The organism is Rhizobium sp. S163 (assembly GCF_030380805.1).
Lineage (GTDB): Bacteria > Pseudomonadota > Alphaproteobacteria > Rhizobiales > Rhizobiaceae > Rhizobium.
Genome location: NZ_JAUDSA010000018.1, coordinates 26,372 through 47,259, shown reverse-complemented (window position 1 = coordinate 47,259; position 20,888 = coordinate 26,372). Strand labels below are relative to the sequence as shown.

The window sequence follows — 20,888 nt, the reverse complement described above, 5'->3', positions numbered from 1 at the left end:
ATGACGGGAATCATGCAGGGTAAGCGCGGGCTTATCATGGGTGTCGCGAACAACCACTCCATCGCCTGGGGCATTTCCAAGGCGCTGGCGGCACAGGGCGCGGAACTTGCCTTCACCTACCAGGGCGATGCGCTGGGCAAGCGCGTGAAGCCGCTTGCCGCCGAAGTCGGCTCCGACTTCGTGCTGCCATGCGACGTCGAGGATATCGCTTCGGTCGACGCCACTGTGGACGCGATCAAGGAACGCTGGGGCACGCTCGATTTCGTCGTGCACGCAATCGGCTTTTCCGACAAGAACGAGCTCAAGGGCCTCTACGCCGACACCACGCGCGAGAATTTCAGCCGCACGATGGTGATCTCCTGTTTCTCGTTCACCGAGATCGCCAAGCGTTTGGCGCCTTTGATGAACGAAGGCGGCTCGATGCTGACGCTGACCTATAACGGCTCGACGCGCGTCATCCCGAACTACAACGTCATGGGCGTCGCCAAGGCGGCTCTCGAGGCCTCCGTGCGCTACCTGGCGGCTGATTACGGCCCACGCGGCATTCGCGTCAACGCGATCTCCGCCGGCCCGATCCGCACGCTCGCCGGCGCCGGCATCTCGGACGCCCGCGCCATCCTGTCGTGGAACCAGCAGAACGCGCCGCTGCGCAAGACCGTGACGATCGATCACGTCGGCAACTCGGCGCTCTACCTGCTCTCCGACATGGCGGCAGGCGTCACCGGCGAAATCCACTTCGTCGATGCCGGCTTCAACATCACCTCGATGCCAGCGCTCGATACGCTGCGCAAGGCGGACGCCGAATAAGCGGCAGCCAGCCACAAACAGAATGCAAGGCCATGCGCATTATATTGCGCATGGCCTTTTTCGTTTTCGATACTATCCTGCGGACACGCAAATCAACGCAGGCCCAGCCTTCGAGGCTGGGCGAGTAGGGAAAGCGATGATGAGATATTTCTTCGCGCTCGTGCACAAAGAACCGGACAGCGCCTTCGGTGTAAGCTTTCCCGATCTGCCTTCCGTGTTTTCCGCAGCAGACGTTGAGGATGATCTGACTGCGAACGCGATCGAGGCCCTGCGGCTGTGGGCGGAAGACGAGGCTTTACCGACACCATCGTCCTTCGACGAGATCAGCGCACGTCCCGAGGTGCGGAGTGAACTTGCGTCAGGCGCCTTCCTGACGCGGATTCCGTTTATCGAGGATACGACACGGACCGTTCGCGCCAATGTCACCTTCGACAAAGGCGTGCTCGACGCGATCGACGCGGCCGCCAAGGAGCGCGGCCTGACACGCTCGGCCTTCCTTGCGAGCGCCGCCCGCAAGGAAATAGAAGCGGCCTGAGCCGCTTATTTCTTCGCCCACAAGACCTTGAAGCGGGCGTTGCGGCAGGTTTCGCCGCTTTCGCGGAAGCTTGCGGCCAGTACCGGCTCGTAGGGCAGGCCGCGGTTGGCGACCAGAAGCAGACGGCCGCCGGAGCGGAGCGCGGATGCCGCGGTCTTGATCATCGCCTGGCCGAGCGCCGGCTCGGCGGCGTGGCTTTCGTGGAAGGGCGGGTTCATGATGATGAGGTCGTACTTGTCCTTGACCGGCTCGCCCGCCAGATCGTGCCAGAAGAAGCGTGCCGGTACATTCGGGCAGTTCTCCTCGATGTTGGCCTTGGCGGCCTCCAGCGCGGCGTAATTCGCCTCGTAGAGGTCGAGGCGGCTGACACCGGGAGAGCGTTCCGCCATCTCGACGGAGAGATAGCCCCAGCCGGCGCCGAAATCGGCGACGTCGCCGGTGAAATCGACTGGCAGGCGCGAGGCCAGCAGCTCCGAGCCGTCGTCGATGCGGTCGTGCGAGAACATGCCGGCGGCAGCCTCGAAGCGGCCGTCGACGCGCACTGCCGGCTTGGCGAACTTGGCGATGATTTCGGACGGATCGGCGGGCGCGCCGAACCAGAAAGCGACGCCGTGGTATTTCGGCATGTGCTCGAGCGACAGGCCAAATGCTTCCATGCGCTTGCGCAGCGACTGGATACCGTCTTCCTTGCCGCCGGCGATGACGACGAGGCCGCCCATCTTCACGCGCGTGAGTGCTTCGGCGATATTCGCCTCGTTCTCGCCCTTGTGCTTGTTGCAGAGGACCAGAACGGCATCATAATCCTCGCCTTCGACCTCAGGCGTGGTTTCGATGCGCTGGGCGAGAAGCTGCCGGTACAGCGGCCGGAAGCCCTGTACGGCGCTCAGCGCGGCGGCAAAGCCCTGCGGCAGGGCGAAGCCCGCCTCGGCGCCGAGAAAGAGCACGCGCTCGCCCTCGCCGGGCGCCTCGACGGTGCCGCTTACAAAGGGGTGGAACAGTGTCTTCAGCGTCTCGCTGCTCATCGTTTTATCTCGATCTTGAATAGAAAAAGGGCGCGAGAAGATTCCCGCGCCCATGAAGTCTAGGGAAGGCGCAGCTTACTCGGCTGCTTCTTCCTTCTTCTTGTCGGCAGGGATTTCCTGGCCGGTTGCCTGGTCGACAACCTTCATCGACAGGCGGACCTTGCCGCGCTCGTCGAAGCCGAGGAGCTTGACCCAAACCTTCTGGCCTTCCTTGACGACGTCCTGGGTCTTGGCAACACGCTCGGAAGCAAGCTGCGAGATGTGGACGAGGCCGTCGCGGGCGCCGAAGAAGTTGACGAAGGCACCGAAGTCGGCGGTCTTTACAACGGTACCTTCGTAGATCACGCCAATTTCAGGCTCGGCAACGATCGAGTGGATCCACTTGCGGGCCGCTTCGATTTCCTTGCCCGAGGAAGAGGCGATCTTCACGGTGCCGTCGTCTTCGATGTTGATTTTGGCGCCGGTCTTTTCGACGATTTCGCGGATGACCTTGCCGCCGGAGCCGATGACTTCACGGATCTTGTCGACCGGGATGTTCATGACTTCGATGCGCGGAGCGAATTCGCCGAGCTGCGAACGGCCTTCGGAGATCGCCTTCGACATTTCGCCGAGGATGTGCGTGCGACCGCCCTGTGCCTGGCCGAGAGCGACCTTCATGATCTCTTCGGTGATACCGGCGATCTTGATGTCCATCTGCAGCGAGGTGATGCCGTCGGCAGTACCTGCAACCTTGAAGTCCATGTCGCCGAGGTGGTCTTCGTCGCCGAGAATGTCGGAGAGAACGGCGAAGCGGTCACCTTCGAGGATCAGGCCCATGGCGATACCGGCAACCGGCTTGGCCAAAGGAACGCCGGCGTCCATCAGAGCGAGCGAGGTGCCGCAGACGGTTGCCATCGAGGACGAGCCGTTGGACTCGGTGATTTCGGAGACGACGCGCAGCGTGTAGGGGAACTGCTCAGCCGAGGGAAGCATCGGGCGGATAGCGCGCCATGCGAGCTTGCCGTGACCGATTTCGCGACGGCCAGGCGAACCCATGCGGCCGGTTTCGCCAACCGAGTAGGGAGGGAAGTTGTAATGGAGCAGGAAGCGCTCCTTGTACATGCCCGTCAGGCTGTCGACGTACTGTTCGTCTTCGCCGGTGCCGAGCGTGGCAACGACGATCGCCTGCGTTTCACCGCGGGTGAAGAGAGCAGAACCGTGGGTGCGCGGCAGGAGGCCGACTTCCGATACGATCGGGCGAACGGTCTCGAGGTCGCGGCCGTCGATGCGGCTCTTGGTGTCGAGGATGTTCCAACGAACGATCTTGGCCTGCAGGTGCTTGAAGATCGCGCCGATGACTTCGGCAGTGTACTTCGGCTCTTCGCCCTCAGGGAAGAAGTGGGCCTTGACCTTGGCCTTGACGGCGTCGACGGCAGCGTAGCGTTCAGCCTTCTGCGTGTTCTTGTAGGCGGTGCGCAGCTCGGCTTCGAAGTGCTTCAGCATTTCGGCTTCGAGTTCGGAGAAGTCTTCCGGCTGGAAGTCGCGCGGCTCCTTGGCAGCCACTTCGGCGAGCTTGATGATCGCGTCGAGAACCGGCTGGAAACCACGATGGCCGAACATGACGGCGCCGAGCATGACTTCTTCGTTGAGTTCCTTGGCTTCGGATTCAACCATCAGAACGGCGTCGTGCGTACCGGCGACGACGAGGTCGAGGATCGACTCGTCCATCTCGTCGAGATGCGGGTTCAGGACGTATTCGCCGTTGATGTAGCCGACGCGTGCGCCGCCGACCGGGCCCATGAAGGGAACGCCAGAGAGCGTCAGGGCAGCCGAAGCGGCAACCATCGACAGAACGTCCGGGTTGTTTTCCAGATCGTGCTGGACAACCGTGACAACGACCTGGGTGTCGTTCTTGTAGCCTTCAGGGAAGAGCGGGCGGATCGGGCGGTCGATCAGGCGCGAAACCAGCGTTTCGTTTTCCGACGGACGGCCTTCGCGCTTGAAGTAGCCACCGGGGATCTTGCCGGCTGCGTAGGTCTTTTCCTGGTAGTTGACGGTCAGCGGAAAGAAGTCCTGGCCAGGCTTCGGCGCCTTGGCGGAAACGACGGTGGCGAGAACCACGGTTTCGCCGTAGGTCGCGAGAACAGCGCCGTCAGCCTGACGGGCGATCTTGCCGGTTTCGAGCTTCAGCGGGCGGCCTGCCCACTCGATTTCCACGGAATGAGTGTCGAACATATGTCTTGTCCTTCAATGCGGAGGCGCGCCATTGGCCCTGGGGCACGGCGCAGACGACCGCAATTGTTGATGACGCATCATGGGCAAGACAACGGGAGGCTTTGCGGTCTCGATTTCCTCGTCGAGAAAATCGGGCCAAGGTGTGCGCCTTGGCCGAAAGCATCCGGCAATCCTGCCCCATGACAGGTCAACGGTTGGTTTTGCGGATCCGGCCCATCCGGGTCCGCGGGCAGTCCCGCAAACGCCTAGGGCGTCCTGCGGTGTCGGAGAAACGTTCCCCGGAAACAAATGCGGCGGGCGTCCATAAGGAGCGCCCGCCGGCAAAGCCTTAGCGGCGGATACCCAGGCTGGTGATCAGCTTGGTGTAACGGCCTTCGTTCTTCTTCTTGAGGTAGTCAAGAAGCGAGCGGCGGCTCGAAACCATCGTCAGCAGGCCACGGCGGGAATGGTTATCCTTCTTGTGGCCCTTGAAGTGTTCCGTGAGGTTGTTGATGCGCTCGGTGAGGATCGCAACCTGAACTTCGGGCGAACCGGTGTCGCCTTCGAACGTTGCGTATTCCTTGATAAGTGCCGTCTTGCGCTCAGCAGTAATCGACATCGGATGTTCCTTTCGATGAGAGGAGATAAGGTCGCCAAAAGCCGGGATGTCGTCCAGCTTTGGCCGCGAATGCATTCAAGCGAGCCTGATGCTGGCGCTGCCTATACAATATCCGGCACATGAATGGAAGAGCGGAGTTTTTGGCGCCTGATCAGCGATTTGGCGCAGCAATCACAAAGAGACGATCACGCAAAATGTTTGTTGCGCGGAGAGAGCGATCGACTATCACCTGCGCCAGCCAAGTCTATGTCCAGAAAGGAATTTGAGTGAAACTCTTCTATGCCCCCGGCGCCTGCTCCATGGCATCCCACATCGTCCTTCATGAAATCGGCAAGCCTTTCGAGATCGAGAAGGTCAGCACCAAGACGAAGGTCATGGAAAGCGGCGGCGACTTCTTTGCGATCAACCCCAAGGGCGCGGTGCCGGCTCTTCAGCTCGATGGCGGCGAAGTCCTGACCGAAGGTCCGGCGATCCTGCAGTATGTCGCAGACAGCAATGGCGCCACCGATCTCGCACCTCCGGCCGGCACGCTTGCCCGCGCCCGCGTTCAGGAAATGCTGAGCTTCGTCGGCTCCGAATTGCACAAGTCGTTCAGCCCGCTCTTCCATCCCGGCAAGACCGATGCGGAAAAGGACGCGGCGCGCGAAGTGCTGCAGAAGAAATTCGCATGGCTGGAATCGCTTTTGGCCGACGGTCGCGACTATCTGACCGGCCCGAACTTCACCGTAGCCGATGCCTATGCGTTCGTGGTGACCAGCTGGACAAAGCCGATGAGCGTTTCGCTGGACGCCTGGCCGAAGCTGAAGGATTACGTGGCGCGCATTGCCGCCCGCCCGTCGGTCCAAGCGACGATGAAGGCCGAAGGCCTGATCTGATTACAAGAGATGCGCGCGGTTCGGACCGCGCGCTGATCTTTATCCGAAGACGCGCTTGGGGCGGAATTCGCCCTGGCCGATTTCACCGATGGCGATCAGCTTGCCGCGGGCCGTGGCATAGGCTTCGCTTTCTTCCACCGGCGCATCGCGACCGCGCACCAGGATGGGGTTGCCCATCTTCAGGCGGTGGGCCTGGTCGTCGTTGACGATCAGATGCGGCAGCGAGGACAGCGCTTCGCTGGTGTCGATCAGAAGCGCATCGAGTGCCGCCAGACGCTCTTCGTCATCCTGAATTTCTTCCAGTGCGACGAGCTCGGCGAGCGGGATCATGGTCTCCTCGGCAAACGGTGCGACGAAGCTGCGGCGCAGGCCGGAGATATGGCCAAAGCAGCCGAGATCGCGGCCGAAATCGCGGGCGAGCGCGCGGACATAGGTGCCCTTGCCGCACTCGACTTCGAAATGCGCGGTGCTCTCGTTCTCGCATTCGAGCAGCGTCAGGCGATAGATCTCGACCTCACGCGACGGGATCTCGACCGTCTCACCCTCGCGGGCAAGGTCATAGGCGCGCTCGCCGGCGATCTTGATCGCGGAGAACTGCGGCGGGACCTGGCTGATGACGCCGGTGTAGTTCGGCAGCAGCGCCAGGATCTCGTCTTCCGTCGGACGCTTGTCGGAGCTCTCGATAACCTCGCCCTCGAGGTCGTCGGTCGAGCGCTGCTCGCCCCAGGTCACGGTGAATTCGTAGATCTTGCGGCCGTCCATAACGTAGGGAACGGTCTTGGTCGCATCGCCAAGCGCGATCGGCAGCATGCCCGAAGCCAGTGGGTCGAGCGTACCGGCGTGGCCGCATTTCTGCGCCTTGAACAGCCACTTGATCTTGGAGACGGCTTCGGTCGAGCCGAAGTCGACGGGCTTGTCAAGGATAAGCCAGCCCGAGATCGGGCGGCCTTTGGGCTTGCGTGGTTTGGACATAAGGCTCTTCTGTTATTTCTCGTCGGTATCGCCGTCCTCGAGGTCGCGCATGACCTCGGGCGAGCGCAGCAGCTCGTCGATCTTCTTGTAATTGTCGAAGCTCGTATCGTCGCGGAAGCGGATCTCGGGCATGAATTTCATCTGCCGGAGATGTGGGCCGAGACGGCCGCGGATGAATTTGGCGTGGCGGTTGAGCGCCGTGATGACCGTCTCGTGATCCGACACGCCGAGCGGCGTGATGAAGGCGGTCGCGACCTTGAGGTCGGTCGACATGCGCACTTCGGATACGGAGATGACGGTCTTTTCCAGAAGGTCGTCGCGCACTTCGCCGCGCTGCAGGACCTGGGTGATCGCGGCGCGCACCTGCTCGCCGACGCGCAGCATGCGCTGCGACTGTGCTGTCGAGGTTTTCGTTGCCATTGTTCTTTGCCTCAAAAGGTTCGGGCGCCGGCCTCATATGATCCGGCGCCCGTCCACAACTCTAGTCTCGCACGATCAGAGCGTACGGGTGATATGCTCGACGCGGAAGCATTCGATGACATCGCCCGCGCGGATGTCTTCGTAGTTCTCGAAGGCCATACCGCATTCCTGACCGACAGGAACTTCCGATACTTCGTCCTTGAAGCGCTTGAGCGTCTTGAGCTTGCCTTCGTGGATGACGACGTTGTCGCGGATGAGGCGGACGCCAGCACCACGTTCGACCTTGCCTTCGGTGACGCGGCAACCCGCGACCTTGCCGGTCTTGGTGATGTTGAAGACCTCGAGGATCTCGGCATTGCCGAGGAAGGTTTCGCGGCGCTCCGGCGTAAGCAGGCCCGACATCGCTGCCTTCACGTCATCCACCAGATCGTAGATGATGTTGTAGTAGCGGATCTCGATGCCTGCGCGTTCAGCGGCGACACGTGCCTGTGCGTTGGCACGGACGTTGAAGCCGATAATCGCGGCGTCGGAGGATTCGGCAAGTGCCAGATCCGATTCCGTGATGGCACCGGCGCCCGAATGGACGATACGTGCCCGCACTTCGTCGGTGCCGAGCTTGTCGAGAGCACCGATGATCGCTTCGATGGAACCCTGCACGTCGCCCTTGATGAGCAGCGGGAATTCCTTGAAGCCGGTGTTCTGCAGCTTGCTCATCATCTGTTCGAGCGAACCGCGCTGACCGGTCTGGCGGGCAACCGCCTTGTCGCGGGCCAGACGCTGGCGATATTCGGAAATCTCGCGCGCACGGCTCTCGTTTTCGACGACGGCGAACTTGTCACCCGCAGCAGGCGTGCCGGACAGGCCGAGCACTTCGACCGGCATGGCCGGGCCAGCTTCCTTGACATGGTCGCCCTTGTCGGTGACGAGCGCGCGAACGCGGCCCCACTGATCGCCGGCAACGATGATCTGGCCCGGCTTCAGCGTACCCTTCTGGACGAGGACGGTCGCAACCGCACCGCGACCACGGTCGAGCTGGGCTTCGATGACGATACCTTCGGCAGTACGCGTCGGGTCGGCCTTGAGGTCGAGGATTTCGGCCTGCAGCAGGACGGCTTCGAGCAGCTTGTCGAGGTTGGTCTTGTTCTTCGCCGACACTTCGACGTCGAGCACTTCACCGCCGAGCGATTCAACGAAGACTTCGTGCTGCAGAAGCTGCTGACGGACCTTGTCCGGATTGGCTTCGTGCTTGTCGATCTTGTTGATCGCCACGATGATCGGAACACCGGCCGCCTTGGCGTGGCTGATGGATTCGATCGTCTGCGGCATGACGCTGTCGTCGGCCGCAACCACGAGGATCGCGATATCCGTCGCCTGCGCACCACGGGCACGCATGGCCGTGAAGGCGGCGTGGCCGGGGGTGTCGATGAATGTGATCTTCTGGCCGTTCTGTTCGACCTGATAGGCACCGATGTGCTGCGTGATGCCACCGGCTTCGCCCGAAACGACGTTTGCCTGACGGATGGCGTCGAGCAGCGAGGTCTTGCCGTGGTCGACGTGACCCATGATGGTGACGACCGGCGGACGCGATACCATTTCGCCGGCATCGTCGGCCCGGTCGAAGATACCTTCTTCAACGTCGGATTCCGAAACGCGCTTGACGGTGTGGCCGAATTCGCCGGCGATGATTTCCGCGAGGTCGGCGTCGATGACGTCGCCCGGCTTCATCATCTGGCCTTCCTTCATCAGGTACTTGATGACGTCGACGGCGCGTTCGGACATACGCTGCGACAGTTCCTGAATGGTGATGGTCTCAGGCAGGATGACTTCGCGAACAACCTTTTCGCGGGTTTCCTGGATCTGGCTGCGGCGGAACTTTTCCTGGCGACGGCGCATGGCGGCCATCGAACGGCCACGGTTGTTGCCGTCGTCATCCGTGCTGGCAGCCGTGATCGTCAGCTTGCCCTGGCGGCGACCATCGTCACCCTTCGGACGCGCGGTAACAGGCTTTGCCGGTTCCGGACGCACGACGCGGCCACGCGCCGGAGCGCCACCGCGCGGTGCGCCACCGCGATCATCTTCATCATTTTCACGGCGACGGACGCCGGGAGCGCCCGCAGGCGCAGCGCCGGGAGCCGGGCGTGCGGAAGACGGCGCATCGGTGCGGCGAACGGCGGGTGCCGCAGCCTGCGTGCGCGGTGCTTCCGCGGCCGGAGCCGGAGCAGCTGGTGCCGGCGGAGCGGCAGCGGCCGCTGCGGCGCGTTCTGCTTCCTCGGCGGCAAGGCGCTTGGCTTCTTCAGCGGCAGCAGCCTGGCGAACGATCTCTTCGGCGGCGCGGCGCTTTTCTTCCTCGGCGCGGCGAACCGCATCCTCGGCGTCACGAACCTGGGCCATGGCGAGCGCACGGCGGCGCGCGTCCATTTCTTCCGGCGACAGATGGTTCAGAACCACCGGGCGCGGACGATCCTGCTGGCGCGAAGGCTGCTGGGATTGCGGACGGTTATACTGCTGGCCGCTCGGCTGGTTGTAACGCTGCGGCTGCTGGGGCTGCGGCGGGCGGGCCTGCTGAACAGGCGCCGGCGCCGGTGCTGCCGCTGCCTGTGCTGCGGGCGCAGGAGCCGGCTCGGCGGCGCGTACGGGCGCTGCCGGTGCCGCCACCGGGGTGATCGGGCGCTGTTCGTCTTCCGGGCGCATCGGGCGCCGCTTGCGGGTCTCGACAACGACCGCCTTGGTGCGACCGCGGCCCATATCCTGGCGCACGGTGCCCTGGCTTACGCCCGACGGTTTCAGGGTCAGAGTCTTCTTGCCCGGGCCGTTCAGTGTCTTGTCGTCATTGCTATCGGTCATTCGTTCCCGTTCCTTCGGACAGGGAGCGATGACGTCATCAGTCCCTGTCAATCAAAATGTCGATCAATGACATCGGGCCGGACAAGTCCGGTGACCGTATCATTGTTTTTGCCGGCCAGCGCCGCCCGCTGCCCGGGACTGACCGCCATTGCGGTACTGTTCGAGCATCTTTGCGCGCTTCACTACACCCTCACCCGCCTGCCCTGCAAGCACTGCAGCATGGATAAAAGCGTTCTGACCCATCAGGCCTTCCATTTCGCTCTCCGAGAAGAGTTTGTAGGAAGGTATTTCCTCCTCGGTCTCCATTCCGAGGTGCCAGGCCTTGCGGGCCTGGTCGATCTTTCTCACGCCGTCGGCCGCCGCGTCCGTTGCATGGAACACGGCAAGCGCCGCGCCACTGCGGATCGCGGCATCCACCTTAGAGGCGCCGGTGATGAACTGTCCGGCCTTGCGGGCCATGTTCATCATCTGCATCAGTTGCTGCATCAGCAGCTTGTCGACGGTCTCGCCGAGATCGGCGGCCGCCTTCACATCCGTTTTCAGGGCGCGGGCGAAGGATTTCTTCGCCACCGCCTTGTCGACCAGGGTGCGGTCGATCTTCACCCAGCAGCCGCGACCCGGAAGCTGACGCTTCAGGTCGGCCACCACCGTCCCATCGGGAGCGGCGACGAAGCGGATCAGCTCATCCGGCGATCCGCTTTCGCGCGTCACGATGCACATGCGACCATTCACGTCATAACCTGCAAGATCGTCGTCCTCAGGAGAAACGGTAGGCTCACGCGCAGACATTAAACTTCCTGCTCGGCCTCGGGAGCTTCTTCAGCTTCCGCTTCCTTCGCAAGGTCCTCTTCGGTGATCCAGCCAGCCGCGAGGCGAGCCTGAACGACCATCTGTTCAGCTTCGACGCGCGAAACGTCGAACTTCGAGAACAGGCCCTCGAACTTCTTGGTCTCGCCGTTCTTGCGCTCGCTCCAGCCGACAAGATCGTCGGCTGCGCAGCCGGCGAAGTCTTCCATCGTCTTGATCCCGTCCTCACCGAGGGCGACCATCATCTGGGCGGTCATGCCGTCGATGCCACGCAGTTCGTCGGAAACGCCGAGCGCCTTGCGCTTCTCGTCCATCTCGGCTTCGAGCTTTTCGAGATATTCGCGGGCGCGGGTCTGGATTTCCTGCGCGGTGTCTTCGTCGAAACCGTCGATCGAGGCGATTTCGTCGAGTTCGACGTAAGCGAGTTCCTCAACGGCAGCGAAGCCTTCGGAGGCCAGAACCTGGCCGACCATTTCGTCGACGTCGAGCGAATCCATGAACAGGTTGGTGCGCTCGTTGAATTCCTTCTGACGGCGTTCCGATTCTTCGGCTTCCGTCATGATGTCGATATCCCAGCCGGTCAGCTGCGATGCGAGGCGAACGTTCTGGCCGCGGCGGCCGATGGCCAGCGACAGCTGCTCGTCCGGAACCACGACTTCGATGCGCTCGGCATCTTCATCGAGAACGACCTTGGCGACTTCAGCCGGCTGCAGGGCGTTGACGACGAAGGTCGCCGGGTCCTGCGACCAGGGAATGATGTCGATCTTTTCGCCCTGGAGCTCGCCGACAACGGCCTGAACGCGCGAACCACGCATACCGACGCAGGCGCCAACAGGATCGATCGAACTGTCGTTCGAGATCACGGCAATCTTGGCGCGCGAACCCGGATCGCGGGCAACCGACTTCACCTGAATGATGCCGTCGTAGATTTCGGGCACTTCCATGGTGAAGAGCTTGACCATGAACTGCGGATGCGTGCGCGACAGGAAGATCTGCGGGCCGCGCTGTTCGCGACGTACGTCATATACGTATGCACGGACGCGATCGCCATAGCGGACGTTTTCGCGCGGGATCATTTCGTCGCGACGGATGATGCCTTCGCCACGGCCGAGATCGACGATGACGTTGCCGTATTCGACGCGCTTGACGGTGCCGTTGACGATTTCGCCGACGCGATCCTTGAATTCGTCGAACTGGCGATCACGCTCAGCTTCGCGAACCTTCTGGACGATGACCTGCTTGGCGGACTGGGCGGCGATACGGCCGAAATCCATCGGCGGCAGCGGATCGGCGATGAAATCGCCAAGAGCTGCGTCCGGGTTGCGGTCGCGGGCCAGTTCGAGCGGGATCTGCGTCGAGTAGTCCTCGGCAGCCTCGACAACCTCGAGAAGACGCTGCAGGCGGATTTCGCCGGTCTTCGGGTTGATGTCGGCGCGGATGTTGGATTCAGTGCCGTAGCGCGAGCGCGCCGCCTTCTGGATCGCGTCCGCCATCGCGGCGAGCACGATCTCGCGGTCGATGACCTTTTCGCGGGCGACTGCATCTGCGATCTGCAGAAGTTCGAGCCGGTTCGCACTGACTGCCATGTGTTTTGTCTCCGTCTAGGCGTCCAGGCTTTCCCTTGCCCGGCGCCACAAGTTGATCGGTCTATTCTTCGTCTTCCGCTTCGTTCTGGTTCGCGGCCTCTGCCTTCGCCAGCTTGTCGGCGCGCAGGGCATCACGGATCAGATCGTCGGTCAGAATGAGTTTCGCATCGGCAAGCGCCGTGAACGGAATGACGATCGCCTTTTCCTCGCCGGCCGGAGCCTCGTCACGCTCGAGCGTGAAGCCATCGACGTCGCTGGAAACGATCTTGCCGCGGAAGCGCTTGCGACCACCGACGATTATCGAGGTCTCGCACTTCAAAAAATGGCCCTGCCAGCGCACGAAATCGGACTTGCGCACCATCGGGCGATCGATGCCGGGCGACGACACTTCCAGATGATACTCTTTATCGATCGGATCTTCCACATCGAGAACAGGAGAAACGGCCACCGAGACCTCCTCGCAGCCTTCGACGTCCATGGTTCCGTCGTTGCGCTCGGCCATGATCTGCATGGTGGCGCCGTTCTGGTTGAGCATGCGCACGCGGATCAGGCGGTAGCCGAGGTCGATGAGGACGGGCTCGATGATGGCGGCGAGGCGCTGGTCGAGGCCAGTCTCGGTGATCAGCCGCGGCTCAAGTTCATTGTCTGCGTTCGTCGAATCCGACAAGCGATGCGCTCCTAAGCGATATTTTCGGGCGATCGCGGTAATAAAAAAGAGCGGGTCCTTGCGGCCCACTCCTCATCAATGCGATCAAGATTTGAGAGCCATATAGGCCCGTTTCCGTGAAATAGCAAGCTCCATCGGCGGTGCGGCGCGGTTGCTGCAGGCGGTCGGTGGCCTTGATCGCCGTTTCGCTTATATAGCTTGGCGCAGCGCATGGCATTCGACGGGAGGAATCGTGGCCTATACTTCTTCGACACTGGCACCGCTCAGGCACGAGACCTACCGAACCATCTGGTTCGCCAGCATCGCTTCCAATTTCGGCGGCCTCATCCAAGCGGTCGGTGCCGCGTGGATGATGACCATGATCACCGCGTCGGGCGACATGGTGGCGCTGGTGCAGACCTCCACCGCGCTGCCGATCATGCTCTTCTCGCTGGTCTCGGGCGCGCTGGCCGACAGCTTCGACAGACGGCGAGTGATGCTGACGGCGCAGTGTTTCATGCTGGCGGTCTCGGCGCTGCTCAGCATCTTCGCCTTCTTCGGAATCCTCTCGCCCTGGCTGCTGCTGTTCTTCACCTTCCTGCTCGGCTGCGGCACGGCGCTCAACAATCCCTCCTGGCAGGCCTCGGTGGGCGACATGGTTCCGCGCGCCGATCTTCCCGGCGCCGTCACGCTGAACAGCGTCGGCTTCAACATCACCCGCAGCGTCGGGCCGGCGATCGGCGGCATCATCGTCGCGGCTGCGGGTGCGGCAGCCGCCTTTGCCGTCAATACGATGAGCTATTTCGCGCTGATCTACGCGCTGATGCGCTGGAAGCCGACTTACCCCGCGACCACGCTGCCGCGCGAGGCGCTCGGCAGCGCCATCTTCGCCGGCCTGCGCTACATCTCCATGTCGCCCAACCTGCAGAAAGTCATGCTGCGCGGGCTCATCTTCGGCATCAGCGCCAGCTCGATCCTCGCGCTGCTGCCGATCGTGGCGCTGGAGCTGGTGGTCGGCGGACCCCTTACCTACGGCCTGATGCTCGGCTCCTTCGGGATCGGCGCCATCGGCGGCGCGGTGTTGAACGCAAGGCTGCGCGAGCGCTTCTCCAGCGAGACGATCGTGCGCCTGTCTTTTGCCGGTTTCGCGCTCAGCGCAGCGATTGCCGCCTTCAGCCCGATTTCGGCGGTCACCTGCTTGGGGTTGGTGATCTCGGGCGCCTGCTGGGTGCTGGCGCTGTCGCTGTTCAACACCATCGTGCAGCTCTCGACGCCGCGCTGGGTGGTCGGCCGGGCGCTGTCGCTCTACCAGACGGTGACCTTCGGCGGGATTGCCGGCGGCAGCTGGATCTGGGGTATCGCCGCCGACAATTACGGCGTCGCCAACGCGCTGCTGATGTCGGCCGTTGTCATGCTGCTCGGCATCGTCGTCGGGTTGAAATTCGCCATGCCGGCCTTTGAGACACTCAACCTCGATCCGCTCAACCGCTTCACCGAGCCGGCGCTCGGCCTCGATATCACCCCGCGCAGCGGGCCTGTCGTCATCCAGGTCGATTACGAGATCGACGATCTTGACGTGCCGGAGTTCCTGAAGCTGATGGGCGAGCGGCGGCGCATCCGCATCCGCGACGGGGCCCGCAACTGGGCGCTGATGCGCGACCTGGAAAAGCCGGGCTCGTGGACCGAGACCTACCACACGCCGACCTGGGTCGAGTATATCCGCCACAACCAGCGGCGAACCCAGGTGGACGGCGAAAACACCGACCGGCTAAGGGCGCTGCATCGCGGCGAAGCGGGGCCGCATGTGCACCGGATGATCGAGCGGCAGGCCATTCCGCCCAGCGACGACCTGTTCTTCAAGGCGCATATCGATCTGCACCACTAGCGTCTATTTCAGCTTGCCGATCATGTGCGCCTCAGGATAGCAAGTCGGCTTCATGCCGTTCTTTTCCTGCCACTGGCCGATGGAGCGGCGCGTCTTGTAGCCGGGCAGGCCATCGGAACCGCCAACGTCGTAGCCCTTCTTCTCCAGCGCCTTCTGCATGGTAGCGACATCCGAGCGCAGCATCTTGCCGACATCGCCCCAGGCGCCTTCGAACGCGCCGGAGCCATAGGCGATGCGGTCCGCGAGATTGCCGATATAGAGCGCGTAGAGATCGGAATTGTTGTATTCCTTGATGACGTAGAAATTCGGCGTCACCAGGAATTCCGGCCCGTCGCGACCGGCCGGCACCATCATCATGCCCGTGGCGTTCTTCTCAGCCGACGGGAAGGCCTTGCCGGAGATGCGGTCGATGCCGAGCGAGTTCCAGTGGGCGATCGGCTTGCCGAGATCGGGGCCTTCCTGGGCGCAGGAGACGTTTTCGGGGATCGTCACCTCGTAGCCCCAGCTACGGTTTGCCTGCCAGCCCTTCTTGACCAGGAAGTTGGCGATCGAGGCCAGCGTATCGGGTACCGAGGTCCAGATGTTGCGGTGACCGTCGCCATCGAAATCGACGGCGTATTTCAGATAGCTCGTCGGCATGAACTGCGGCTGGCCGAGCGCGCCCGCCGACGATCCCTTGAAATCGGCCGCCGTGACATCGCCGCCGTCGATGATGTGCAGCCCGGCGATCAGCTCGGTGCGGAACATCTCCTTGCGGGTGGACATGAAGGCCTTGGTGGCCAGCACCTCGATGCCGGAATTCGGGATCTTGGCGGCGCCGAAGCCGGTCTCGCGGCCCCAGATGGCGAGCACGATCGAGCCGGGCACGCCATAGGTCTTCTCGATCTTCTTCAGCGTCGAGGCGTATTGCGTCTGGAAGCTGCGGCCGGTGACGGCCAGGCGCTTCAGCCGGTCATCGTTGAAATAGGGCGCCGGCGAGGAGAACTCGGCCTGCGTTTGTTTCTGCTCCTTCGGCTTAGGGAAGCCGGGAGGGGCGAGATCGTTCAGCGACCAATCGAGCGTGACGCCTGCGAATGCGGCCTTGAAGGTCTTTTCGGATATGCCGCCCTTTTGCGCTTCCGGCCAGAGGTCGGTCTGCACCCAGCGCTCGAACTGGGCTTCGACCTCGGCTTTCGAGGGGGCTGCGTGGGCAGTCGCTGCGAGGCTGAGGAACAGAGAGAAGGTGGCAAGGGCGTACCGTGCGATACCCCCCTCTGTCCTGCCGGACATCTCCCCCACAAGGGGGGAGATTGGCTGGGAGCGACCGCTCGCTCCACTCTCATTGTTTGACTGGAAGCCCGCCACGAGTCGATCTCCCCCCTTGTGGGGGAGATGCCCGGCAGGGCAGAGGGGGGTATGGCGGATCTCAGGCGGCATCAAATTTCCCCTCACCTCATCTCCCCTCATATCGACGTCCGCGCCCGAAGCGCCGCGGTCAGCGTACCCTCGTCGAGATAATCAAGCTCGCCACCGACAGGCACGCCGTGCGCCAATCGCGTGATCTTCACATCGAGCCCGGCCAGCTGGTCGGTTATATAGTGTGCTGTGGTTTGCCCCTCGACGGTGGCGTTGACGGCGATGATCAGTTCCTTGATGCCGCCGGCGGTGACGCGTTCGATCAGACCCTTGATGTTCAGATCATCCGGGCCGACGCCATCGAGCGGCGAGAGCGTGCCGCCGAGCACGTGATAGGCGGCGTTCAAGGCAGCGGCGCGCTCCAGCGCCCAGAGGTCGGAGACATCCTCGACGACGATGATGACGGACTGGTCGCGGCGGTCGTCGGTGCAGACGGTGCAGGGATCGGACGTATCGACATTGCCGCAGCGCGAGCAGATCTTGACCTTGTCATAGGCCTCGCCCATGGCGCTGCCCAGCGGCCCGAGCAGCTGATCCTTCTTCTTGATCAGATGCAGCGCGGCGCGGCGCGCGGAGCGGGGGCCGAGGCCCGGCACTTTCGCCAGCAGCTGGATGAGTTTTTCGATTTCGGGGCCGGTGACTCGCTTTGCCATATCGGGTTCTTAGCCCATATGTTTGAAAAACGGAAACGGACAGAAAAGCGGGCCTTATGAAAATCCTCGCCGTCTGCATCGGCAACGCCGAGAGGCTGCCGGGCAAGAGCTACAAGACCGGCATCAACAAGCATGCCATCAGCGGCGGCGTGCTGGTCGACGCCGAAGGGCTGCTCGGCGACGCGATCTGCAACCGCAAGCACCATGGCGGCGTCGATCAGGCCGTTTATGTCGAGGGATCGCTGACGCTCGACTGGTGGTCGGCGGAGCTCGGGCAAACGATCACCCCCGGCACCTTCGGCGAAAACCTCGTCATCGAAGGGCTCGACAACACGATGGTTGCCGTTGGCGATCGGTTCATAGCCGGCGATCTTGTGCTTGAGGTCACCTCCGCGCGCATTCCCTGCGCCACCTTCGCGGCGCGCATGGGCGATCCCTTGTTCGTCAAGCGCTACACCCGCGCCGGCCGGCCCGGCATCTATTGCCGGGTGATCGAACCGGGCACGGTGACAGCAGGCGAAAGCGTGGAATGGCGGCGGTTCGAGGGTGCACGGGTGACGATGCCGGAGATGATGGCGACGTTCGGCAGGCGGCTGTCAGCCGAAGACCGCACCCGCTATCTGGCCGCGCCGATCCACTACAAGCTACGCGACAGCCTTCTCGCGGAAAGGTAAGCCCGCGCGGGTCGCGGCACCGAGATTCCGGCTTTATGATCACTTGCTGATATCAGGACGTCTCCTAATTTCCTTCTGACGGTGTGCCAATCCAAGGAGGCCTGCATGTCCGTCTTCAAGTCTACCTCGATCGCCCTTGCCGTTGCCGCCGCGACGGCCCTTTCCGCTCCGCAGCCGGCGGCAGCGGCAAATGTGCATGCGGGGTCGCTGACCTGCGATATCTCGGCGGGAATCGGTATGATCATCGGCTCGAAACGAGAGGTGGACTGCATGTTCACGCCCTCGCAGCCCGGGCATGTGGAGCATTATCGCGGCGCGATCACCAAGATCGGCGTCGATATCGGCGTGCTGAAAGGCGGAACGCTGATCTGGTACGTCTATGCGCCGGCCAACCACCCCGAGGGCGCGCTGCAGGGCAGCTATTCCGGCGTGGCGGCCAATGCGACCGTCGGCCTCGGGCTCGGCGCCAATGCGCTGGTGGGCGGCCTGGAGGGATCGGTGGCGCTGCAGCCGCTGTCGGTCGAGGGCACATCCGGCCTCAACGTCGCGGCCGGCATCGCCAACATGAAGCTGACCTTCGTTCCGCCGCCGAAGGCAAAGCCCGCCAAGCACCACACGCAGAAGCACACGAAATAAGCGTTCTCAAACGACAAGCGCCGGCCACCCGATGGGCGCCGGCGCTTGCAAAATCCAAGTTGGATCGAATGATCAGAACGGCATCTTGAAGCCGGGCGGGATCGGCAGACCTGCCGTCAGCGCCTTGGTCTTTTCGGCGGCAACCGCGTCGGCCTTTTCCTTGGCATCCTTGTGGGCGGCGACGATCAGGTCCTCGAGAATTTCGACGTCGTCTTCCTTGAAGAGCGACGGATCGATCTTCAGGCTCTGCATTTCGCCCTTGCCCGTGATGACGACGGTTACGAGGCCGCCGCCAGACTTGCCTTCGGCCGTGAGCGTGGCGATTTCCGCCTGCATCTGCTCCATCTTGGCCTGCATTTCCTTGACTTTGCCCATCATGCCCATGATGTCGCGCATCGTCTTCTCCTTCTTGGTGTCTCAAAATTCTATGTCGTCGCCGGGCAGGATATCGCCCTCTTCGGATTCGGCGGTCGCCGGCGCCTGCACGGGACCTTCCTCTTCTTCCGGTTCCGGCGCACGGACGCGAACGTCGATGATCTTGGCGCCCGGAAACTGCGAGAGGATGGCCGCCACATCAGGGTCCTGCCGGGCGTCGCTGACCTGCTGCGCCTTGGCGTTGGCCTCGGCTTCCACCATGGTCGGCTGGCCGGCCTCGCGGCTGAGGCTGACGATCCAGTGGATCCCCGTCCATTCCTTGAGCTTCAGCGCAAGCTCGTTGAGCAGCGTTCCCGGCGCGCCTTCCGTCAGGTTGACATCCAGGATGCCGGGCTGAACGCGAACCGGGCGCACGAAATTGCGCACCAGCGCCTTGATCTTCACATCGCGCTTTTCGCCGGCGAGGTTGGCGATATCGCTGACCGAATTGACCCGCACCAGCGGCTGCGGCGCATCGGCGGCCTTCGCCTCGGTGCGGCCGACGGCTAGGTTCTGAGGATCGGGGTTCTGGACGACGCGCAGCATGGCGGTCGGGCCTGCGGGCTGCGGGCGAGGTGCTGTGGCTTCCGCGGCACGGGCCATGACATTGCCCTGGTAGCTGACGGTCGCGCCGCCGTTTCCACCACCATTGCCGGATGGCGAAGGCGAACGCGCGCCACCGTTGTTTTCAGAGAATTCCGCAAGCCTACGGGCTGCGTCCTCGGGGGCCGGGAGGTCGGCGGCATGCGCGAGGCGGATCAGCACCATTTCGGCGGCACCCGACGGACGCGAGGATGCTTCCACCTCGGGAATGCCCTTCAAGAGCATCTGCCAGATGCGCGACAGCGCCGTGACGGCGACGCCTTGCGAGAATTCCGCGCCCTTGGTGCGCTCGATTTCGCTGAGCGAGGGATCGTTTGCCGCATCCGGCACGTACTTCAGACGGGTGACGAGATGGGTGAAATCGGCAAGATCGGTCAGCACCGCCACCGGATTGGCGCCGGCCTCGTACTGGCTCTCGAATTCGCCAAGCGCTGCGGCCACGTCACCCTTGATGACGTGCTGGAAGAGATCGACGATGCGCGCGCGATCCGCGAGACCGAGCATCCCGCGCACCGATTCGGCCAGCACCGCGCCGCCGCCATGGGCAATCGCCTGGTCGAGCAGCGACAAGCCGTCGCGCGCCGAGCCTTCGGCGGCACGGGCGATCATCGCCAGCGCATCGGGCTCGGCCTCGATGCCTTCCTTCGATGCGATCGTGGTGAACAGGCCAACGAGATCGGACGCGCTGATGCGGCGCAGGTCGAAGCGCTGGCAGCGCGACAGGACCGTGATCGGCACCTTGCGGATTTCAGTCGTGGCGAAGATGAACTTCACATGCTCCGGCGGCTCTTCGAGCGTCTTCAACAGGCCGTTGAAGGCCTGCGTCGAGAGCATGTGCACTTCGTCGATGATGTAGACCTTGTAGCGCGCCGACACCGGGCGGTAGCGCACCTGCTCGATGATCTCGCGGATGTCGTCGATACCGGTATGCGAGGCGGCGTCCATCTCGATGACATCGACATGGCGGCCTTCCATGATCGCCTGGCAGTGGTCGCCGGGGATGCGCAGATCGATCGTCGGCTTGTCGATCTCGGCTGTCTTGTAATTCAGCGCGCGCGCCAGGATGCGGGCGGTCGTCGTCTTGCCGACCCCGCGAACGCCGGTCAGCATGTAGGCCTGCGCGATACGGCCGGTCTCGAAGGCGTTGGTTAGGGTCTGGACCATCGGCTCCTGGCCGACCATCAGATCCGTGAAATCCTTGGGGCGGTATTTGCGTGCCAGCACCCGGTATCCGGTGCCCGTCGAGGCGGCATCTGGTGATTGTCGCTCGGTGTCGCTCATCGCCCTGCTTAACGCCCGAAC

General features: G+C 63.0%; 19 protein-coding genes. 6 read left to right on the top strand and 13 right to left on the bottom strand.

Going from position 1 to position 20,888, the window contains the following annotated elements; all coding sequences use genetic code 11:
* Positions 1-807: an enoyl-ACP reductase FabI gene (fabI, locus tag QTL96_RS15710; protein WP_289728348.1), complete on the top strand. Its 807-nt coding sequence runs from the start codon at positions 1-3 to the stop codon at positions 805-807.
* 139 nt (positions 808-946) lie between these two features.
* The gene (locus QTL96_RS15705; RefSeq protein ID WP_289728347.1) at positions 947-1,342 is read left to right on the top strand and encodes a type II toxin-antitoxin system HicB family antitoxin; all 396 of its coding nucleotides are present in this window, start codon (positions 947-949) and stop codon (positions 1,340-1,342) included.
* A 5-nt stretch (positions 1,343-1,347) separates the two neighbouring features.
* Here the strand turns inward: QTL96_RS15705 and QTL96_RS15700 are convergent, their stop codons facing one another.
* From QTL96_RS15700 to rpsO, 3 genes are all read right to left on the bottom strand, one after another.
* The gene (locus QTL96_RS15700; protein ID WP_289728346.1) at positions 1,348-2,364 is read right to left on the bottom strand and encodes a class I SAM-dependent methyltransferase; all 1,017 of its coding nucleotides are present in this window, start codon (positions 2,362-2,364) and stop codon (positions 1,348-1,350) included.
* 75 nt (positions 2,365-2,439) lie between these two features.
* A complete protein-coding gene (pnp, locus tag QTL96_RS15695) occupies positions 2,440-4,578 on the bottom strand; it encodes a polyribonucleotide nucleotidyltransferase (protein ID WP_047506552.1) in 2,139 nt (712 codons plus the stop codon).
* 328 nt (positions 4,579-4,906) lie between these two features.
* On the bottom strand, positions 4,907-5,176 hold the full coding sequence (gene rpsO / locus QTL96_RS15690) for a 30S ribosomal protein S15 (protein ID WP_026283114.1): 270 nt from the start codon (positions 5,174-5,176) through the stop codon (positions 4,907-4,909).
* A gap of 266 nt (positions 5,177-5,442) precedes the next feature.
* Here rpsO and gstA point away from each other — a divergent pair, with 266 nt between their 5' ends.
* The gene (gene gstA, locus QTL96_RS15685) at positions 5,443-6,051 is read left to right on the top strand and encodes a glutathione transferase GstA (RefSeq protein WP_289728345.1); all 609 of its coding nucleotides are present in this window, start codon (positions 5,443-5,445) and stop codon (positions 6,049-6,051) included.
* A 39-nt stretch (positions 6,052-6,090) separates the two neighbouring features.
* Here gstA and truB read toward each other — a convergent pair whose 3' ends face one another.
* From truB to rimP, 6 genes are all read right to left on the bottom strand, one after another.
* Complete coding sequence (gene truB, locus QTL96_RS15680; protein WP_183900797.1) at positions 6,091-7,023, bottom strand: tRNA pseudouridine(55) synthase TruB; 933 nt, start codon at positions 7,021-7,023, stop codon at positions 6,091-6,093.
* A 12-nt stretch (positions 7,024-7,035) separates the two neighbouring features.
* Entirely contained in the window at positions 7,036-7,443 is a 408-nt protein-coding gene (gene rbfA, locus QTL96_RS15675) for a 30S ribosome-binding factor RbfA (RefSeq protein WP_018899114.1), read from the bottom strand.
* A 75-nt stretch (positions 7,444-7,518) separates the two neighbouring features.
* Positions 7,519-10,287, bottom strand: coding sequence for a translation initiation factor IF-2 (gene infB / locus QTL96_RS15670; RefSeq protein ID WP_289728344.1), 2,769 nt, complete (start codon positions 10,285-10,287; stop codon positions 7,519-7,521).
* 99 nt (positions 10,288-10,386) lie between these two features.
* Positions 10,387-11,076 (bottom strand): RNA-binding protein, encoded by a 690-nt coding sequence (locus QTL96_RS15665; RefSeq protein WP_289728343.1) that lies wholly within the window; start codon positions 11,074-11,076, stop codon positions 10,387-10,389.
* Positions 11,076-12,680: a transcription termination factor NusA gene (gene nusA / locus QTL96_RS15660; protein WP_018899111.1), complete on the bottom strand. Its 1,605-nt coding sequence runs from the start codon at positions 12,678-12,680 to the stop codon at positions 11,076-11,078. Before nusA ends, QTL96_RS15665 begins: the two co-directional genes overlap by 1 nt.
* Positions 12,681-12,741: 61 nt before the next feature.
* Positions 12,742-13,347 carry a ribosome maturation factor RimP gene (rimP, locus tag QTL96_RS15655; RefSeq protein WP_018899110.1) on the bottom strand — a complete coding sequence of 202 codons (606 nt, stop codon included), beginning with the start codon at positions 13,345-13,347 and terminating at the stop codon, positions 12,742-12,744.
* A 232-nt stretch (positions 13,348-13,579) separates the two neighbouring features.
* Here rimP and QTL96_RS15650 point away from each other — a divergent pair, with 232 nt between their 5' ends.
* Positions 13,580-15,211 carry an MFS transporter gene (locus QTL96_RS15650; protein WP_289728342.1) on the top strand — a complete coding sequence of 544 codons (1,632 nt, stop codon included), beginning with the start codon at positions 13,580-13,582 and terminating at the stop codon, positions 15,209-15,211.
* 3 nt (positions 15,212-15,214) lie between these two features.
* Here the strand turns inward: QTL96_RS15650 and QTL96_RS15645 are convergent, their stop codons facing one another.
* Complete coding sequence (locus QTL96_RS15645; protein WP_289728341.1) at positions 15,215-16,480, bottom strand: lytic murein transglycosylase; 1,266 nt, start codon at positions 16,478-16,480, stop codon at positions 15,215-15,217.
* Positions 16,481-16,653: 173 nt separating this feature from the next.
* The gene (gene recR, locus QTL96_RS15640; RefSeq protein ID WP_018899107.1) at positions 16,654-17,259 is read right to left on the bottom strand and encodes a recombination mediator RecR; all 606 of its coding nucleotides are present in this window, start codon (positions 17,257-17,259) and stop codon (positions 16,654-16,656) included.
* A gap of 56 nt (positions 17,260-17,315) precedes the next feature.
* On the opposite strand from recR, the gene QTL96_RS15635 reads away from it, so the two are divergent.
* Positions 17,316-17,933, top strand: a complete 618-nt coding sequence (locus tag QTL96_RS15635; RefSeq protein ID WP_289728340.1) for an MOSC domain-containing protein — start codon at positions 17,316-17,318, stop codon at positions 17,931-17,933.
* A gap of 105 nt (positions 17,934-18,038) precedes the next feature.
* Positions 18,039-18,569, top strand: a complete 531-nt coding sequence (locus QTL96_RS15630; protein ID WP_113239707.1) for a DUF992 domain-containing protein — start codon at positions 18,039-18,041, stop codon at positions 18,567-18,569.
* 72 nt (positions 18,570-18,641) lie between these two features.
* Here the strand turns inward: QTL96_RS15630 and QTL96_RS15625 are convergent, their stop codons facing one another.
* Complete coding sequence (locus QTL96_RS15625; RefSeq protein WP_018899104.1) at positions 18,642-18,965, bottom strand: YbaB/EbfC family nucleoid-associated protein; 324 nt, start codon at positions 18,963-18,965, stop codon at positions 18,642-18,644.
* A 21-nt stretch (positions 18,966-18,986) separates the two neighbouring features.
* The gene (locus tag QTL96_RS15620) at positions 18,987-20,867 is read right to left on the bottom strand and encodes a DNA polymerase III subunit gamma/tau (protein WP_289728339.1); all 1,881 of its coding nucleotides are present in this window, start codon (positions 20,865-20,867) and stop codon (positions 18,987-18,989) included.
* Between the last annotated feature and the right edge of the window lie 21 nt (positions 20,868-20,888).

What these genes read in the sequence shown, in the direction of transcription:
- fabI (WP_289728348.1), top strand. Translation starts at nt 1, where the DNA reads ATGACGGGAATCATGCAGGGTAAGCGCGGGCTTATCATGGGTGTCGCG.
- QTL96_RS15705 (WP_289728347.1), top strand. Translation starts at nt 947, where the DNA reads ATGAGATATTTCTTCGCGCTCGTGCACAAAGAACCGGACAGCGCCTTC.
- QTL96_RS15700 (WP_289728346.1), bottom strand. Translation starts at nt 2,364, where the DNA reads ATGAGCAGCGAGACGCTGAAGACACTGTTCCACCCCTTTGTAAGCGGC.
- pnp (WP_047506552.1), bottom strand. Translation starts at nt 4,578, where the DNA reads ATGTTCGACACTCATTCCGTGGAAATCGAGTGGGCAGGCCGCCCGCTG.
- rpsO (WP_026283114.1), bottom strand. Translation starts at nt 5,176, where the DNA reads ATGTCGATTACTGCTGAGCGCAAGACGGCACTTATCAAGGAATACGCA.
- truB (WP_183900797.1), bottom strand. Translation starts at nt 7,023, where the DNA reads ATGTCCAAACCACGCAAGCCCAAAGGCCGCCCGATCTCGGGCTGGCTT.
- rbfA (WP_018899114.1), bottom strand. Translation starts at nt 7,443, where the DNA reads ATGGCAACGAAAACCTCGACAGCACAGTCGCAGCGCATGCTGCGCGTC.
- infB (WP_289728344.1), bottom strand. Translation starts at nt 10,287, where the DNA reads ATGACCGATAGCAATGACGACAAGACACTGAACGGCCCGGGCAAGAAG.
- QTL96_RS15665 (WP_289728343.1), bottom strand. Translation starts at nt 11,076, where the DNA reads ATGTCTGCGCGTGAGCCTACCGTTTCTCCTGAGGACGACGATCTTGCA.
- nusA (WP_018899111.1), bottom strand. Translation starts at nt 12,680, where the DNA reads ATGGCAGTCAGTGCGAACCGGCTCGAACTTCTGCAGATCGCAGATGCA.
- QTL96_RS15645 (WP_289728341.1), bottom strand. Translation starts at nt 16,480, where the DNA reads ATGTCCGGCAGGACAGAGGGGGGTATCGCACGGTACGCCCTTGCCACC.
- recR (WP_018899107.1), bottom strand. Translation starts at nt 17,259, where the DNA reads ATGGCAAAGCGAGTCACCGGCCCCGAAATCGAAAAACTCATCCAGCTG.
- QTL96_RS15635 (WP_289728340.1), top strand. Translation starts at nt 17,316, where the DNA reads ATGAAAATCCTCGCCGTCTGCATCGGCAACGCCGAGAGGCTGCCGGGC.
- QTL96_RS15630 (WP_113239707.1), top strand. Translation starts at nt 18,039, where the DNA reads ATGTCCGTCTTCAAGTCTACCTCGATCGCCCTTGCCGTTGCCGCCGCG.
- QTL96_RS15625 (WP_018899104.1), bottom strand. Translation starts at nt 18,965, where the DNA reads ATGCGCGACATCATGGGCATGATGGGCAAAGTCAAGGAAATGCAGGCC.
- QTL96_RS15620 (WP_289728339.1), bottom strand. Translation starts at nt 20,867, where the DNA reads ATGAGCGACACCGAGCGACAATCACCAGATGCCGCCTCGACGGGCACC.